The following is a 15,653-nucleotide window of genomic DNA, read 5'->3' as shown; positions in this document are numbered from 1 at the left end:
AACATTCCGTATTTTCTATAGAGGTTTCCCGTTATGGTTCTGAAATTTCCCACCTACGAGGATTTTGCTAAAGGCAAAGAAAAGATTGCCGTTGTTGGCCTTGGTTATGTAGGACTTCCCCTTGCCGTTATACTGGCAGAAAAGTTCAGGGTTGTCGGATTTGACGTTAGTCCTGAAAGGATTAAGGAGTTAAGGGAAGGTTTTGACAGGACTGGAGAAGTTGAGACGGAAAAACTTAAAAGGGTAAACGTAAAGTTTACGGACAGAGAGGAAGAGCTCTCTGATTGCCGTCTCATCATCGTTACCGTCCCAACGCCTATTGACAGGCACAAAATACCGGACTTGACCGCTGTAAAGGCAGCAACGAGAACAGTAGCTAAGCAGATGAAGCCCGGAACGGTAGTTGTTTACGAGTCAACCGTTTATCCGGGAGTTACTGAGGAGGTCTGCGTCCCTATTCTTGAGAGGGTCTCAAGGCTCAGGTACATGGAAGAGTTTAAGGTCGGCTACTCCCCAGAAAGGGTAAACCCGGGCGATAAGGAGCACACCATAGATAAGGTGGTTAAAGTGGTTGCCGGGTGCGATGAGGAGACGTTGGAGCTCCTTTCTGCCATTTACGGTTCGGTAATAAAGGCGGGTATTCACAGAGCTCCCAACATAAAGACGGCAGAAGCGGCAAAGGTTATAGAGAACACTCAGAGGGATTTAAACATCGCCCTGATGAACGAGCTTGCCCTTATCTGCCACAGGATGGGTATAGACACGAGGGACGTTCTTGAGGCGGCTGCTACGAAGTGGAACTTTTTAAGGTTTGAGCCGGGGCTTGTAGGGGGACACTGTATAGGTGTTGACCCTTACTACTTGACCTTTAAGGCTCAGGAGCTTGGCTACTACCCTGAGGTTATTTTGGCAGGCCGGAGAATAAACGACTACATGGGAAAGTTTGTGGCAGAGAGCGCCGTCAAGCTGATGATAAAGGAGGGAAAGCAGGTTCTTAACGCAAAGGTTCTGATTCTTGGCATAACCTTTAAGGAGAACATAAGGGATGTAAGAAATAGCCGGGTTATTGACATATATGAAGAGCTCCAGAGTTTTGGTGTAGAACCTTTTGTTTACGACCCCCGCGCAATACCGGAAGAAGTGGAGAAGGAATACGGCATAAGACTCCTCTCTTCTCCCGAAGAGAGAGCTCCCTACGATGCCGTTATTGTTGCCGTTAAGCACGACGAGTTTAGAGCCCTAACTCCTGAGTTCTTTAGAAAAATTTCTGTTTCAAAGCCGATAATCTTGGACGTTAAAGGAATTTATGACAAGGATAAATTTAAGGATGTTGCGTTTTGGAGGCTATGAAAAGGTTTCTTTTCTAATTTTTTTCTTCTTCCTGTTAGTTCCCGCGTGGGGAAGGGAGCTCTCACTCTTTGTTTCAGAAAGCGTATCAAAAAACCTTCTTAGTGTGGCCGAGAAAATCCTTGATTCTTCTCTTAATCCTCCTGAGAAGGGACTTAATCTACTTAAAAGTTTTATGCTGGAAACTGTCTGTCAAAGCTCAGAGTACCAACTTAAAGGAGAGCTCTTAGGGGCTGTTGCCGAGGAGTTAGAAAGAGACTGGGGGCTTAAGCTCGGGACTAACCTTAGGTTTTCAACGGGTGACTTAAACCTCTACGACCGTTCAGCCCGCCTTGGAGTAACTTGGGATATCGTGAAAAATGGACTCCTTGAAAATCGGCTTAAAGAGAGGGAAGTTCTGCTAAGGAGGGAGCTCCTTGCCTTAGAGGAGAGCCTAAAAGGAAAAAAAGACTCCTATACTTGTAGGAGGAATCTTATTGCTTACTACTTTGCTGTCTTAAAAATTCCCATTTTAGAAAGAAAGCTAAAGGTTCTTAAGCACCTCTACGGCGTTCTCAGGGAAAGCTACTTTAGGGGTTTTTCTCTGGCGGATGACGGCTTTGAAGTGGAGCTTGAACTCCATAAAACAGAAGAGAAGCTCAAATACTACAGAAAGCTGATTTCTGTTCTGTGTAGTGGAGATGAGGACTATTGTAGGCTTTCCCCTAAGGCTTTTACCTACCCGCCGGTTCTGCGTTTAGAGTTCCCTGTTTTGATAAAGGCAGTTAAGCAGGACAGTAAGAGGGAAAGGCTAAAGGAGCTCCAAAGAGAGCTTGTAGAGCTTAAAAGGAGCTGGGTTCACGACCTTCAGCTTCAAGTTTATTTAGCCTTTTCTACGAAAGGGGACGAGACCCTCTTTTCAAAGAAGGGTGTAATTACTGGAGTTTCACTCTCAGTACCTTTACGAAGGAAAAGTCCCTTGGTGGAGGAGCTGGAGCTCCAGCAGGCCGAAGAAGAGGTTGAAGCTGGAAAGAGGAAACTCCTTGAAACTCTCTTTCAGCTTTACGACTTACAGGAAGAGAAGGTGAGCGACGCCGTTAAGATGTGGTATCGGCTGAAGGTAGCAGCAGAGAGGCTGAGGCGTTCGCTTTTACCCGTGGAAAGGCAACTTCCTTCAGGGAAAGTTTACCTAAGGGATTACATTACTTTCCTTAAGTCCCTTAGCAACTTCTTGGACGTTCAGTATGAGTTCCTCTGTAGCGAGGAGCTCCTCTACCGTCGTCTCGTTTACCTGCTCCTTTTCAGCGGTGTGGACTGGGATGATAGTCTTGTCAGTTCCGTGTCCTTAACTCCCCTTTGGGATAGGATGCGTAAAGGCGAAAGGAGCGTTTTCGTAAATCGGAAGACTTTAAGTGCTTATCCTCCGTTTATCTTAGAGAACTTCCTGATTGCTAAGGGTATAAGGAAGTTGGAGCTTCCAGTAGAGGCTGTAGAGAAGGGGGAGTATTCACGTCTTCTTAAGCATTTTAAAGAAAAGGGTATAGACTTGGAGGTTGTCTTTAACGTTTCTTCCCTTGATTCCTTAGAGGTAGCCGTAAAAAGGGTAAGGGAGCTCCTTAAGGCCGGTTACAGTTTAAACCTTGACCTGAGGGGGCTTGACGGCCGAGAGGTCAAGGAGATTATCGGTTTTATTGGTAAAGTTCACGACTTAGCTCTCCATAGCGGTCAGAGCTTGACGGTTACTCTTCCAGATAAGTTTCGGGAGGAGCTAATTCACGATTTGGCCTTGAACTGCGATAGGCTTGTAGTATCTACTCCCCTTTTGAAATTACCAAAGGGTAAGTTTGGGTTGCTCGTAGAGGTTAAAAAGTTTGGGAGTGAGGAGGAGCTTGAAGGCTTTATTGATAAGGTTTATTCTAAGCTTGGGGTTAGTTCCTTTGTCCTTTACGACTTGGAGAGCTTAGTGGAGCTCTCCTCTCTAAACTTCCTCGGTGCGGAGAATAGATGAAGCTCAGGAACAGAAGGTCATACCTAAACTACGTTCCTGAAGGAGAACCTCCCGTATCGCGGAAAAGAACGGTTGCCTTTTATATTTACCTGATTTTCGTTCTTTCGGTGGCCGCCTATGCTATCTACCTGATTTACGAGAACTTCCTCTACGTAGAGGTATCCGGCTACTTGGAAGTTCCCAAGTCTGTCGTTTCCTGCCAGAAAAGTGGAGTTGTTGAGCGTCTCTACGTTAAGGAAGGACAACGTGTTAGCAGGGGGGAACTACTTGCTCTTGTTTCTTCCTCTTACGAGGTAAAGGGCTCTCCTTTTAGGACAGTTAGCTTAGAAAGGGAAATAGGCGAGAGGAAACTTGAGCTTGAGAGGGTTCTTAGGGCTCTTGAGGCTTTAAGGTCCAAAAGCTCGGTGGATTTGTCGGTTCTCATACCTGAGCTCTTAGAAGTTGAGAGGAAGATAAAGCTAACGGAGGCTTCTTTAAAGGAGAAGAGGAGGGAGCTCCTTCAGCTTGAAAAACTCATTACTTACAGGGAAAAGGAGGAAAGGGAGAGCAGGTTACTTGAGCTTTCAACAATTAATGCCGAGGAGCTCCTTAAAGAAAAGGCCCAATTGAGTAGCTTGAAAGGAGAGATAGACTTACTGCGAGAGGAGCTTAAGGCCTTAGAAGAGGAAAAGAGGCGGCTGATTAGAGCTAAGGAGAGGGAGCTCTCCATCAGGGTGAACGAGCTGAAAAAAGAAATAGATGTTCTAAATTCGGCTCTTAGGAGCCTAAAAGTTCCGCTAAGAACGGTAAAGCTAAAGGTTGAAGTCAGGTCTCCCGTTAGCGGTAAAGTCATAAAGGTGCTTAGTAGAGAAGGCTTCCCGGTCTCTTCTGGAAAGCCCCTTATGGTTATTGTACCGTCAGGGAGCAGAGTTTACGTTACCCTTTTCTGCAGTCCAAAGAAGGCTATCTACTTCTCCAAGGGTTCAGAGGTAAAGCTGATACTGCCTGACGGGAGAGAGGTAACCGGTAAGGTTCTTGAGAAGTATTCTGCTGCACTACCTTACGCTGAAGAGCTTACAAAGGAGTACTGGCCTGTTACTTCTCCCGTTAGGATTGAAGTTCAAGTAGACGCCCTCTACGGTGAGCTATGGGAAAAGCTTGATGGCATAAAGGTTAAGGCGAGGGTAAGGAAACTGTGAAGGTCTACGTAATAAAGGATTTAGTTGAGCTTCCGGACTTACCGGTTGAAGTAGCCGGAGAACTTGATTTGGAGGCATTAGAGAAGGGAATTTCTGAAGCTCCAGAAGCCTTCTTGGTATATACGGCTAACCCTTCCTTTTTAGAGAAGGCATGTCAGGCTATAAGGCACCTCTCCGACCCTCTACTCTACCTCAGGCCTATCCTACTGTTGGAGGGGGAGGAGCAATTTTCAAGAAGGTTTAGGGCTATGGCCGATGTTGTGTTACCTGCTGAAGCGGAAGGGAGAGAGGTTAAAAGACGCCTAAGGAAAGTAGACAGGATTAACCAGCAGATAGATAGACTTAACGTCTTTCAAGGTGTTTCAGACTCCAACGTTGTTTTAAAAGTTCTCCGCTATATCTATACGAGAGGTGGAGAAATAGAGCCTGTTAGGGACGCCTTTTCGTTCTTTGGTCTTTCTTACCCGCCCCTTGAAAACTTCTTTACAAGGCAGGATTTTAGCGTTTTCAACGTCCTTGATTTGCTTGAAGAGAAGAGGTTTCTCACGGGAGAGTTTTACGAGAAGGTTCACTTCTGCAACAAGTGCCATTTTGCCTTCCTAAACTTCATGGAGGTCTGTCCCAACTGTGGTTCTGGAGACCTTACCATAGAGAACCTGATACACCATTTCCCCTGTGCCTACGTAGGGCCTGAAGAGGACTTTAAGAAGGGCGATACCTTTGTATGTCCAAAGTGTGGAAGGGAGTTGAAAGGTCTGGGTGTAGACTTTGACAGGCCGGCGACCATATACAGGTGTAACCACTGTAGGTACGTAACTCAGGACCCTCAAGTAAAGACTGTCTGTTTTTACTGCGGGAAGGAAAGCTTTCCGGAGGACCTCATACTGAGAACCGTTAAGGCTTACAGGCTGACGGCCCTTGGGGAGAACGTTGCCATCTACGGAATGGAGAGCCTTCTCTTTACAGCTCTTAAAGAGAACCTTGACCTTCTCTCCTACGAGACTTTCCTTACGATTTTGAAGCTGGAGATAGAAAGGTGCAGGAGGTATGGAGTTAGGAGTAGCTTGGTGGCATTTCAAATAGTTAACATCAACGAGATTTACGGAAGGCTGGGAAGTAGAGCTTTAGAACTCTTTAAGGAAATCAGTGCAGTTATTAGGGCAGTAACCCGCAAGTGTGACGTCGTTTCCATAATGAACGAGAGCTTGATACTCATTCTTCTGCCCCACACGCCGGAAGGAGGAGCGGAAGTCGTCCTTAACAGGATGGTAACGAGGATAAACCAGCTTCTCCTACAAAACCTTGGTATTGAGGTAATCATCAAGTTTGGTAAAAGGGAGATATCAGACACTGACAGGGAACCTGTAGCTCTAATTGAAACTCTCCTGAATGAGATGGTTCTTTACGAAAAAAAAGGAGAGAGCGCAAGTTGAGTTACTTTGAAAGTGTAATTGATTTTCTCAGTAGACACTCTCTTGAAGAGCTCGTCTTTATGTTCTGGCCTTTCTTTTTCTTTGACCTGCCGAGGTTCGTTATCCTTGATACCCTCTGTCTGGTTTACTTTGGAATAAAGAGACGGTTGGAGAGGAAGAAAAGACAGTTTGCAAGGTACATGCTGTACCGGGAAAATCCCTTGGTTTCTGTAATAGTTCCCGGCAAAAATGAAGGGAAACACATTCCGGCCCTTGTTGCCTCTATAAAGAGGCAGACCTACAAGAACGTAGAGCTGATAATCGTTGATGATGGCTCTGACGATGATACGCCTATAATTCTTGAAAACCTTAAAAGACAGGGTCTTATAGACAAGGTTTTTCGGTGTGAAGTGAGGGGAGGAAAGGCGTCTGCAGCTAACCTTGCTCTCAGGTATGCTGAGGGAAAGTTCGTTGTCCACCTTGATGCAGATAGCCACCTGAAGGAGGACGCTATAGAGAACATAATTCTGCCCTTTTACGCCTACAGGGACGTTGGAGCTGTCAGCGGGGATATCAGGGTTAAGAACCTGAACTACAACGTTCTTACAGACCTTCAGGCTGTTGAGTACTTAAAGTCCATCAGTACAGGAAGGATAGTAACGTCCATGCTTGATATACTCAGGATTGTTTCAGGGGCATTTGGGGCTTTTAGGAAAGATATCCTTGACAGAATAAAGGGTTGGGACGTTGGTCCCGGCTTAGACGGTGACATAACCCTAAGGATAAGGAAGCTCGGTTTTAAGGTAGTTCACGAGCCGGAAGCCGTATGCTATACCTCTGTCCCTACGTCCCTCTTGAAGCTGGCAAGGCAGCGCTACCGCTGGGATAGGTCTTTAGTTCGCTTTAGAGTTCGCCGCCATAGGGACATGCTTTCGCCCTTTAATAAGAACTTTAGGCTTTCAAATGCTCTGACGGTGATGGAAAACCTTTTCTACAACATGGTTTTGAATATTAAGTGGTGGATATACCTGTTCCAGACTTTCTTTGTTTACCACCACGATTTAGTTTTTATCTTCCTTATAAACTACCTTCTCTACTTGGGAGCGAACGTTATTGAATACGCTATGGCCGTTTTAATCTTAGGGAAAACCTTTAGGAGGGGAGAGTTTCTTCTCTGGATTTACCTGCCCCTAATGCCGATTTATACGGGAATTTACTTGAGGGTGGTACGAACCTTTGCTCACTTTATGGAGCTCCTCTTCAAAGTCTCCTACTACGACCGCTGGAATCCTTGGAAAGTATCAAGACTGCTCAAGTGATAGCCATTTAATAGTATCCTCAACTTCCTTAGGGTAAATTTCCCTCTCACCGTTGGTGATTACTACTGCACACTGGAAAGAGCCTTTAAGGCCGAAAAGGATGGATTTCTTAAAGAAGAGAGCTCTCGCTTCTCCTTCCGGTATTTCTGCCTCTTCTGCTTCTAAGAGGAGTATGAAGGTTGAGAGGTAGTGGCCTTCGGGGGTTTTAAGGAGCTTCTTTGACAGTCTCTTTAGGAGCTCCAACTCTTCTTTAGCCTTTTGAATGTTTACGGATTTTAGTCTCTTACTTAGGAGGTAGAGGTAACTGACGATTTCGTAGTCTTTCATAAAGAAGGTGGTATGAACGGTCCTTAGCTGGAGCTCCCCAAAGAACTCAAACCGACAGCCGTCAATTTCAAAAGGTTCTATTATTTTCCCGTACTTTAAAAACTTCTCTTTTACAGCCTCTTTCATTTTACAAATAGTATAACTTCTTCACCCTCCTTTCCTTTTACAAACATTTCCCTTGCAAGTTTTTCGTAGTAGAACTTTTTGTTTTTTTCAAAGGCTGAGATTTTTTCCCTTAGTATCTCGTTTCTGTTTTTCCAGTACTCCTTCTCTCGCTTTAGGGCTCTATAGGTCTCTTTGAGTTCGGTGTAAGTCCTCAGTGAGTTCTCTCCGAGGAAGTAGCTGTAGAAGGCCCAGGGCGCAAAGAGCGCCCAGAATAGAAATAGCCACCTGAACTTACACTTAAGACTCCGGCTCAATTAGTCCTCTCTCAATTAGTTCCTCGTTGTAGTAGCGTCTATAGAGAGCGTACCACTCAGGAGTTCCCTCATATATAGGACGGGAGTGGGAGGCAATCTTTTCCCTAACTTTCTGGTCTATTTCTCTCCTTAAGGCTGCTACTTCTTCAAAGGATTTGACAATCGCTGCCCTTATGATGCCCCTTTCCTGAGTGTAGTCAAGCTCGTCATCGGTCAGAATGAGCCTTAAGATTTTTCCGGCTAAGTAGTTGGCCTTGTCCCTTGAAAAGATGCTTCCCACAACGGAAATGCCCCTTTCCTTTGCAAGCTTTTCCTTTATCAGCTTTCTGGCCTTGTGTATGGAAACTCCCCTGTAGGTAACCTCTTCGGCGTTTTCCTGAATTATCCTCTCGGCCTCCTCTTCAAGTTCCTTTTCTGCTACGTAGTCTTCGTAGAGGATGTTATAAACCTTTTCTTTAAACGATTCGGGGTCGTCCGCTATGACGTATTCTTTCTCAAGGAGGTTGTTAGCAACTTTGTCTGCAAGGAGCTTCAGGAAGCGATTCTTTTTAGCCATCACTCCTCCTTTCCAATTCTTTGCAGAAGAGATTTTACCCTTTCTGCAGCAATTTCTCCTTCCTTGGTTCCCCTCTTAAGCTTCACGACCTTCTGGTAGAGTTTAAGAGCTTGTTTAAGGTCTCCCTTCTCTTCAAAGAGCTGGGCAGCCCTATAAATAGCTGTTGAAGCCCAAGGTTCAACGTCTGGATACTCATAGGCGATTTTCATGTAGTTGAGGATAGCTTCACTCGTATTCCCCATTTTGGCCTGTAAAGAGGCTTTCCAAAATAGGGATTCTACTTTCTGCTCTTTTCTCTTTGCCTTCTTCATTGCCTCGTTGATGAGGAGGTTGGCTTCCTTTAGCTTCCCTTCTTTCTCGGCGAAGATTGCAAGGTTTATGAGATCATCGTAGGCAAGCTTTGAGAGGTTTCCGGAAGACACAAGCTTCTCAAGGAGCTCCAGAGCTTTTTCTCTATCCCCTGTCAACTTGTAGTAGCCTGCAAGCTTTGCTATGAAGGTCTCCCTCTCTTCCTTGGGGATATTCTTAATGTCTTTTACGCTTTCAGCGGCCGAGTAGGCATCAACCAGTTTGCCCATTGCTAAGTAGATTTTGAACCTGAGGAAGTTTTTGAGGTCCTTATCGGACTGGTTTTTCAGAGGTAAAAGTTTTACGTCTTTGAGAGCTCTGGAGTAGTTCCTGCGCTTTAGGTCTATGTAGACCAGCTTTTTCACTATCTCTTTTCTTAGTTCCTGAGATGAAGTCCTTTCAAGGGCTAATTTTAAGAGTCCGTAAGCCTTTCCGTACTCGCCGACTGAAACGTAGTCCTCAGCTTTTGAAACGAGAGTATCTACCGTTTCTATACTGTTTTCGGGGTTATAGGCGATAAACTTTGGGTCGTTAAAGAGAAGGGGTTCAAGGTTACCGGATTTAAAGGCCAAGTAGTTGATGAACTGCTTAGCGTACTGAGAGGTGTTTTCATCGGTAGACAGGTTAAAAACGGTTGTAAGGTATTCCATAGCCCTGTTGGGGTTTTTCCTTTCAAGGGCTGTAGCTAAGAGGAGAGCCCCAGCAATTTTTTCTCTTTCTGGGAGAGAAGGAAGGAGTTCTTTAATCTTTTTAAGGTTATTAGAAACAGCAGCTGCGAGAAGGGATGTTACAGGAGAGCTAAAGCGAAACTTATTAAGTTCCTTCACTTTCTTCAGTTCTTTTGACAAGTATATGAACCTTCCCTCATTAACTTCTGGGTAGAGTCCTTTCCTTTTCAGGTAGAGTTTGAGCAGCTTGTAAGCTGCTTCCTTTTTTCCGAGCTGGTATAGGTCAAAGGGAAGGAAAGTCATTACCTCACCGTCTTTCTTCTTGATTGACAGGAAGTACTTTACGCTGCTTCTAAAGTTTCCGGAGTTCCTGTAGGCTAAAGCAATCAGCTTTTTAACTTCATCGCTGCGTTTCTTTAGCTGTGATTCTGCGTACTTTAAGAGCTTAAGGGAAAGGTTCGTATTTCCCTTTAGAAGGTAAGCTTTTGCAGCTGGGACAACGGCTTCGGCGTAGTAGGGGGTGTTCTGGTAGCTGTTCATCAACTCTGTGTATACGGTGCTTACAACATCTGCGTTTACGCTACCGAGCTTGCCAAGGAGGAAGAGGGTTCTTGGCATGGAGAGCTTTTCACTTCCCTCTTGTACAGCCTCTTCAAGTGTAGAGAGAGCTCTCATGTAAAGCCCTCTCTCGTAGTAGATGTATCCAAGGTCGTGGAGAGAGCCTACTTTTTCCGGTATTTCGGTAGAAAAGGAGAATATGAGGGCCTTGAGGTAGAGCTCTGGATATAGCTTTTTAAGCTCTTTAAGTTCAAATTTGCCCTTGTAAAAGTTTAAGAGAACCTTAATTTTTTCTGGGGTTTGTGGACGGGAGACGTTAAGGCCTATTAACTGAGGTATCTTTCTCGCTTCCCCAAGCTTAAAGTAGCACCAAGCTTTTAGATATCTTTCTTCTTCTGTTTTTGGGTTCTGCAAAAGTTTTAAAGCTTCTTTGTACTTGCCGTTAAGGTAGAGAACCTTTGCGAGCTCTAACCTTGCCCTGTCTGATGGGTATTTCTTGTAGAGCTTTTCGGCTTCAAGGAGAGCATCTTTAAACCGTTTTTTCCTCTCAAGGTACTTAACGAACTGAATTCTCTCTTCAGGAGACTCAAACCACCTCCCGTAAGCTTCAAATATAAGGTCAGCAAGGGAAGTGTTACCTTCTTCCGTTGCCTTCTTTAAAGCTAAGCTCAAAAGTCCGCTTTCCTTTACGGCTCCCTTGAGTTCTATGTCTTTTGAGGCTATGCTGAGAAGGTAGTAGAGCTCCTCGCTACTTGGGGGGAAGTTAGCGATAGTTTTGAAGAAAGCGACCTTGTCTTTTATTGATAGGGGAGTTAAATCATCTTTTTTTATAAGTTCTTCTATAGGTTTTCCCTCTTTTAGTCCGAGTAAAGTTTTTAAGCTTAGGAGCTCTCCCCTGTGAAACCTCGGGAAGTTCTTTTCCCAGTATCTTATAAACTCTTTTAGATTCTTAAAATCGCCCGATTTAAGGAATGATAGGTAAATGTACTTGTAGTATTTCTTAAAGCTCTCTGGGGAGAGGCTTTCAATGTTTTCACTAAAGGTCTTTGAAGCTAAAGAGTAGAGTCCGTCTTTAAAGAGTTTTACGCCAAAGCTTAAGTCTGCAGCGTAAGAGGCGGTTGTTAGGAAAGCTGAAATGAGCAGGATTTTTGCTCTCATCGTGTTCTCCTTTGACTGTTGGCTTTAAGTGTTGATAAAAAAGTCTACCATCTTGTCTTTTCTCCTTAAAGTTGTTGAAAACCTTTGCGTTGCTTGTCTTATCAAAAGTGTGCGGGTGTCGTTTGCTTATTGGCAAGGGCTGGCTGTAGTGGTTAGGTGAGTTTATTTAGCTGGTAGGTCTTCACAAGGAAAGTTTTGTTTGGCTTGTCAAAGGGAGGGGAAAGCGATGAAATGCCTTTTTAGACTTTTATTGCTTCTTTGCGTAGAGAAAACCTTATATTAAGCTTGTCTTATATAAGATGGAACTTATCTAAATTTAGAAATTGAAAAATACTTGACTCAATCAGTTTATTTTTATATAAATACCTAAAAATCATAGTGAGGAGGATTTAAAAGTTGGAGTTTCACATAGACAAGGCGAAAGTTCTCCCGAAGGAGAACTTGGAAAAGTTCTTGGAAGGTCTTAAGAAGCTGGGAAGGTTAATAGCTCCCGTTCGCAAGGGTGAAAAGTTTGTCTTTGACGTGATAAGAGACGTTTTGGACGTAGAAATCAACTACACGAGGACTATTCTACCGCCTAAAAAGTTCCTCCTTCCTTACAGAAGGGAGAGGTATACGTACAGCACGGATACCTTAGAGTTTAAGAGCAGCTTCCGTCCAGTGGAGCAGATTATTTTCGGTATCCACTCCTGTGACCTTCACGGAATTTCAATTCTTGACTCCGTTTACCTTAGGGACAATCCAGACCCGAGGTACCTTGAAGTTAGGAAGAAAACGGTTTTAATTGGAATTTCTTGCCGTCCAGACGAGTACTGTTTCTGCCTCTCAACGGGGACTGCTTTCCCAGATGGTGCAAACTGGGACCTCTTCCTGACGGATATAGGAGACGACTACTTTGTCAGCATTGGAAGTCCTAAGGGAGACGAAATTATCCTCAAGCTCCGGAAAATATTTAGGGAAATAACTAAAGAAGACCTTGATAGGTATAAGAAGAGCACTTCCTTTAAGAAAGCTCTCTTTGAAATAGAGAAGCTTCCAGACTTTGGAAGAATCTCTCAAGTTATTGAGCTGGAGTACGACTCTCCTGTCTGGGAAGAAGAAGCCAAAAGGTGTCTTGGCTGCGGAACCTGCACGAACGTCTGTCCAACCTGCTTCTGTTACACGTGCGTTGATATACCAGACTTAGACGGCAGAAAGGTTGCGAGAGTTGAATTCACAACCTCTTGCCAGTATCCCTATTACTCCCTTGTAGCGGGAGGTCACTACTTCAAGCCAACGAGGGCAGATAGATTCAAGCACCGCTACTACCACAAGCTTGTTGGATACCTCTACCAAATAGAAAAGCTTGGGTGTGTTGGTTGTGGTAGGTGTAGTGCTGAGTGTCCCGCCAAGATAAGCATGGTTGAAACAATAAAGAAACTGAGAGGAACAGCAGATGAAGAAGAGCTTAGAGAAGCTCCTGAACAAACCACTACCGGGTGACCCGCTACTGCCTCATAAAGCTCTCATAACGGATGTTGAGGAGCTGGCTCCGGACCACAAAAAGTTTTCCTTCACCTTCTTGGATGAGAAGCTTAACAGTTCTTGGAATCACATACCGGGCCAGTTCGTAATGATAACAGTTCCAAAGGCGGGTGAAATTCCCATTTCTATCTGCTCCTCCCCTACAAGGAGGGGAACGATTGAACTGACCGTTAGGAAAGTTGGAAGGAAGACGGAGGTTCTCCACAGGCTTAAGCCGGGAGACCTTGTTGCGATAAGGGGACCTTACGGTAACGGCTTCCCCGTGGAGATAATGGAGGGACACAACGTCCTAATAATTGCAGGCGGTTTGGGAATAGCTCCTCTACGTTCCCTCATCTGGTACATCCTTGACCGTCGCCACCTCTACAAGGAGGTTTACGTCCTCTACGGAACGAGGAACTACGAGAGCGTCCTCTACAAGGAGGAGCTCAAGAGACTCCGTGAAAGGGATGACGTTAAGTGTCTCTACATACTTGACAGGATTGAAACTGAAGAGGATAGGCAGTGGACAGATAGACAGGGACTTTTAACGGAGCTCATTCCCGAAGTAGACCTTGACCCTACGGAAACTTACGTTGCCGTATGCGGTCCTCCAGTTGCCTACAGGTTCATAGGTAAGGAGCTCCTAAAAAACGGCTACCCGGAAAGTCAAGTTTTCGTTTCTCTTGAGAGGAAGATGGAGTGTGGAATCGGTAAATGTGGCCACTGTCAGATAGGCTACAAGTATGCCTGCGTTGACGGACCAATCTTTCCGCTCTGGGATACCAAAAACCTTCCGGAGATGATCTGATGGTGAAGATAGGAATAATGGGACTTACCGGGTGCTCTGGTTGTCAGTGCGAGATACTCAACTGCGAGGAAGCCATTTACCGCCTTATTGAGAAGGTGGAGATATCCTACTTCCCCCTTGCTCAGGACAACAATAGCTTCGGGGAGTTTGAGATTCTCTTTGTTGAGGGTTCGGTTACTACAGAGGAGGACGAGAGGAAGGTTAAAGAGGGGAGGGAGAGGGCTAAGTTTCTCGTGGCTGTTGGAAGCTGTGCCTGTTACGGGGGAGTTCAGTCCCAGAGGAACGACGAGGCTTCCTTAGAAGAGATGCTCCTTGCAGTTTACGGCAGGAAGGAGCTCCCCGTAAAGGTTCAAAAACCCCGTGCAGTTTCGGAAGTTGTAAAGGTGGACTACGAGCTCCCCGGGTGTCCCCTTGACAAGAGGCAGTTTGTTTACGCAGTTGCCTCCATTCTTAACGGCGTGAAACCCTTCTTCCCGAAGATTCCGGTTTGCCACGAGTGTAAGCTCTCCGAGACTGAGTGCCTAACACTAAAGGGTATTCCCTGTCAGGGGCCAGTTACGTTTGCCGGATGTGGAGCTCCCTGCACAGCTTCAGGGGTTGGCTGTCAGGGTTGTAGAGGTAACTGTGACTTCCCCAACTTTGAGGAGATGGTGGAGATTCTCAAGAAAAACGGCCTTTCAACTGGAGATGCTGTGAAGTTCCTGAAGGTCTTTAGGGGCTACCAGTCTAAGGAAATCAAGCTTTCAGAAGGGGTAGTAGAAAATGAAAAGGGAGCTTAATATAAACCACTTAACGAGAGTTGAGGGACACGGAGCTGTAAACATAGTTATTGAAAATGAAATGTTAAAGGAGATAAAGCTCCGTTTCACCGAAGGACCCCGTTTCTTTGAATTTATAACGAGAGAAAGGCTCTACAGCGAAATTCCAAAGATAGTTTCCCGTATCTGCGGTATCTGTTACGTTTCTCACAGGCTTGCCTCAAGCCTTGCCGTTGAGGATGCCTTTGGGGTTAAGGTAACACCGGAGATAGAGCTCCTCAGGAAACTCCTCGTCGTAGGTGAATACCTTGAAAGTCACGCCCTTCACCTCTACTTCCTTGCACTTCCCGATTACATGGGCTACCCGTCGGCCATCGCTATGGCTAAGGACTACCCCAACATAGTTAGACGGGGCTTCTTTATCAAGGAAGTCGGCAACAGGATAATGAAGCTCATAGGTGGTAAGACAGTTCACGGCGAGAACATCTTGCCCGGAGGCTTCAAGTCAGTTCCATCTGTTGACGACCTTAAAAAAGTTCAGGAGGACCTCCACCGTGTTCTTCCAGAAATAAAGGCAACGATATCCCTTTTTGATTCCCTTGACTATCCTGAGTTCAACGACCCCCACGAGCTCCAGATGTGTGTAGAGGCTGACGACCCGCTCTCTTTCGGCGATAAAGTAACCCTCTCTGACGGGACGGTCTTTACTAAGCAGGAGTACGAGCTCTTCGTAGAGGAAAAAGTTTCCGACTACAGCACTGCCAAGTGCTCAACTATAAAGGAGAAACCTTTCCTCATAGGTCCTCTTGCGAGGGTAAACCATTACGCTGATAGACTTTTAGAAGGAACAAAAAAACAGCTTTTCCTCCTTAAAAACAGCTTCCCATCTTCAAATTCCCTCCATGCCAACCTTGCAAGGGCCATAGAAATCTTAGAGTTTGCCCTTAGGGGAATTGAGATAACAGAGGTACTGATAAACGCATCTCCCTTTAAAGGTGAAGTCCCCGTAGCTCCCAAAAAAGGAACGGGCTTTGGCGTTAAAGAGGCGCCCCGGGGAACACTCTACCACCGTTACTCTTTTGACGATACCGGAAGGTGTGTCTCAGCTAACATCATTACCCCAACTGCTCAGCTTCAGGCCGTTATAGAGAGAGACCTTAAATCCCTTGTTGAAAGGTCTAAAGAAGCCTCTGACGAAGAGCTCAAAAAGCGAGCTGAAATGCTTATAAGGGCCTACGACCCCTGAATTGCCTGTGCGGTCCACCAGTTTGGTGGAGAAACACCGTTAGTAAAGGTGGTTAGGA

The 15,653-nt window shown here is 45.4% G+C and carries 13 protein-coding genes; 9 read left to right on the top strand and 4 right to left on the bottom strand.

From position 1 onward, the window contains the following. Positions 1 to 33 precede the first annotated feature (33 nt). Genes CLV27_RS01610 through CLV27_RS01590 form a run of 5 tightly spaced genes read left to right on the top strand, consistent with a single transcriptional unit; the run spans position 34 to position 7,243 of the window. Positions 34 to 1,350, top strand: coding sequence for a nucleotide sugar dehydrogenase (locus CLV27_RS01610; RefSeq protein WP_132525153.1), 1,317 nt, complete (start codon positions 34 to 36; stop codon positions 1,348 to 1,350). Then, entirely contained in the window at positions 1,307 to 3,334 is a 2,028-nt protein-coding gene (locus CLV27_RS01605) for a hypothetical protein (protein WP_132525151.1), read from the top strand. The genes CLV27_RS01610 and CLV27_RS01605 overlap by 44 nt, the downstream gene beginning before the upstream one ends. Beyond that, positions 3,331 to 4,512 carry an HlyD family secretion protein gene (locus CLV27_RS01600; protein WP_132525149.1) on the top strand — a complete coding sequence of 394 codons (1,182 nt, stop codon included), beginning with the start codon at positions 3,331 to 3,333 and terminating at the stop codon, positions 4,510 to 4,512. The genes CLV27_RS01605 and CLV27_RS01600 overlap by 4 nt, the downstream gene beginning before the upstream one ends. Continuing rightward, complete coding sequence (locus tag CLV27_RS01595) at positions 4,509 to 5,945, top strand: TackOD1 domain-containing metal-binding protein (protein ID WP_132525147.1); 1,437 nt, start codon at positions 4,509 to 4,511, stop codon at positions 5,943 to 5,945. Before CLV27_RS01600 ends, CLV27_RS01595 begins: the two co-directional genes overlap by 4 nt. Then, positions 5,942 to 7,243 (top strand): glycosyltransferase family 2 protein, encoded by a 1,302-nt coding sequence (locus tag CLV27_RS01590; RefSeq protein WP_207891588.1) that lies wholly within the window; start codon positions 5,942 to 5,944, stop codon positions 7,241 to 7,243. The genes CLV27_RS01595 and CLV27_RS01590 overlap by 4 nt, the downstream gene beginning before the upstream one ends. On the opposite strand, the gene CLV27_RS01585 is transcribed toward CLV27_RS01590, so the two are convergent. Genes CLV27_RS01585 through CLV27_RS01570 form a run of 4 tightly spaced genes read right to left on the bottom strand, consistent with a single transcriptional unit; the run spans position 7,226 to position 11,277 of the window. After that, positions 7,226 to 7,696, bottom strand: coding sequence for a DUF8052 family protein (locus CLV27_RS01585; protein ID WP_132525145.1), 471 nt, complete (start codon positions 7,694 to 7,696; stop codon positions 7,226 to 7,228). The two genes, CLV27_RS01590 and CLV27_RS01585, sit on opposite strands and share 18 nt — an antisense overlap. Beyond that, entirely contained in the window at positions 7,693 to 7,989 is a 297-nt protein-coding gene (locus CLV27_RS01580) for an FtsB family cell division protein (protein WP_132525143.1), read from the bottom strand. Before CLV27_RS01580 ends, CLV27_RS01585 begins: the two co-directional genes overlap by 4 nt. After that, positions 7,973 to 8,545 carry a DUF507 family protein gene (locus CLV27_RS01575; protein ID WP_132525141.1) on the bottom strand — a complete coding sequence of 191 codons (573 nt, stop codon included), beginning with the start codon at positions 8,543 to 8,545 and terminating at the stop codon, positions 7,973 to 7,975. The genes CLV27_RS01580 and CLV27_RS01575 overlap by 17 nt, the downstream gene beginning before the upstream one ends. Next, positions 8,545 to 11,277, bottom strand: coding sequence for a tetratricopeptide repeat protein (locus tag CLV27_RS01570; RefSeq protein WP_132525139.1), 2,733 nt, complete (start codon positions 11,275 to 11,277; stop codon positions 8,545 to 8,547). Before CLV27_RS01570 ends, CLV27_RS01575 begins: the two co-directional genes overlap by 1 nt. A 396-nt stretch (positions 11,278 to 11,673) precedes the next feature. On the opposite strand from CLV27_RS01570, the gene CLV27_RS01565 reads away from it, so the two are divergent. The 4 genes from CLV27_RS01565 to CLV27_RS01550 are packed head-to-tail and all read left to right on the top strand — an operon-like array spanning position 11,674 to position 15,595. Continuing rightward, a complete protein-coding gene (locus tag CLV27_RS01565; RefSeq protein WP_132525136.1) occupies positions 11,674 to 12,759 on the top strand; it encodes a 4Fe-4S dicluster domain-containing protein in 1,086 nt (361 codons plus the stop codon). Next, on the top strand, positions 12,713 to 13,591 hold the full coding sequence (locus tag CLV27_RS01560) for an FAD/NAD(P)-binding protein (protein ID WP_132525134.1): 879 nt from the start codon (positions 12,713 to 12,715) through the stop codon (positions 13,589 to 13,591). Before CLV27_RS01565 ends, CLV27_RS01560 begins: the two co-directional genes overlap by 47 nt. Further along, entirely contained in the window at positions 13,591 to 14,370 is a 780-nt protein-coding gene (locus CLV27_RS01555; protein ID WP_132525132.1) for an NADH-quinone oxidoreductase subunit B family protein, read from the top strand. The genes CLV27_RS01560 and CLV27_RS01555 overlap by 1 nt, the downstream gene beginning before the upstream one ends. Then, on the top strand, positions 14,354 to 15,595 hold the full coding sequence (locus CLV27_RS01550) for a Ni/Fe hydrogenase subunit alpha (RefSeq protein WP_132525130.1): 1,242 nt from the start codon (positions 14,354 to 14,356) through the stop codon (positions 15,593 to 15,595). Before CLV27_RS01555 ends, CLV27_RS01550 begins: the two co-directional genes overlap by 17 nt. The last annotated feature ends 58 nt before the right edge of the window (positions 15,596 to 15,653 follow it).

The organism is Phorcysia thermohydrogeniphila, from assembly GCF_004339575.1.
Taxonomy (GTDB): Bacteria; Aquificota; Aquificia; order Desulfurobacteriales; family Desulfurobacteriaceae; genus Phorcysia; species Phorcysia thermohydrogeniphila.
Note: the sequence above shows the minus strand (reverse complement) of the source record. Positions and strands in the feature narration are given on the sequence as shown.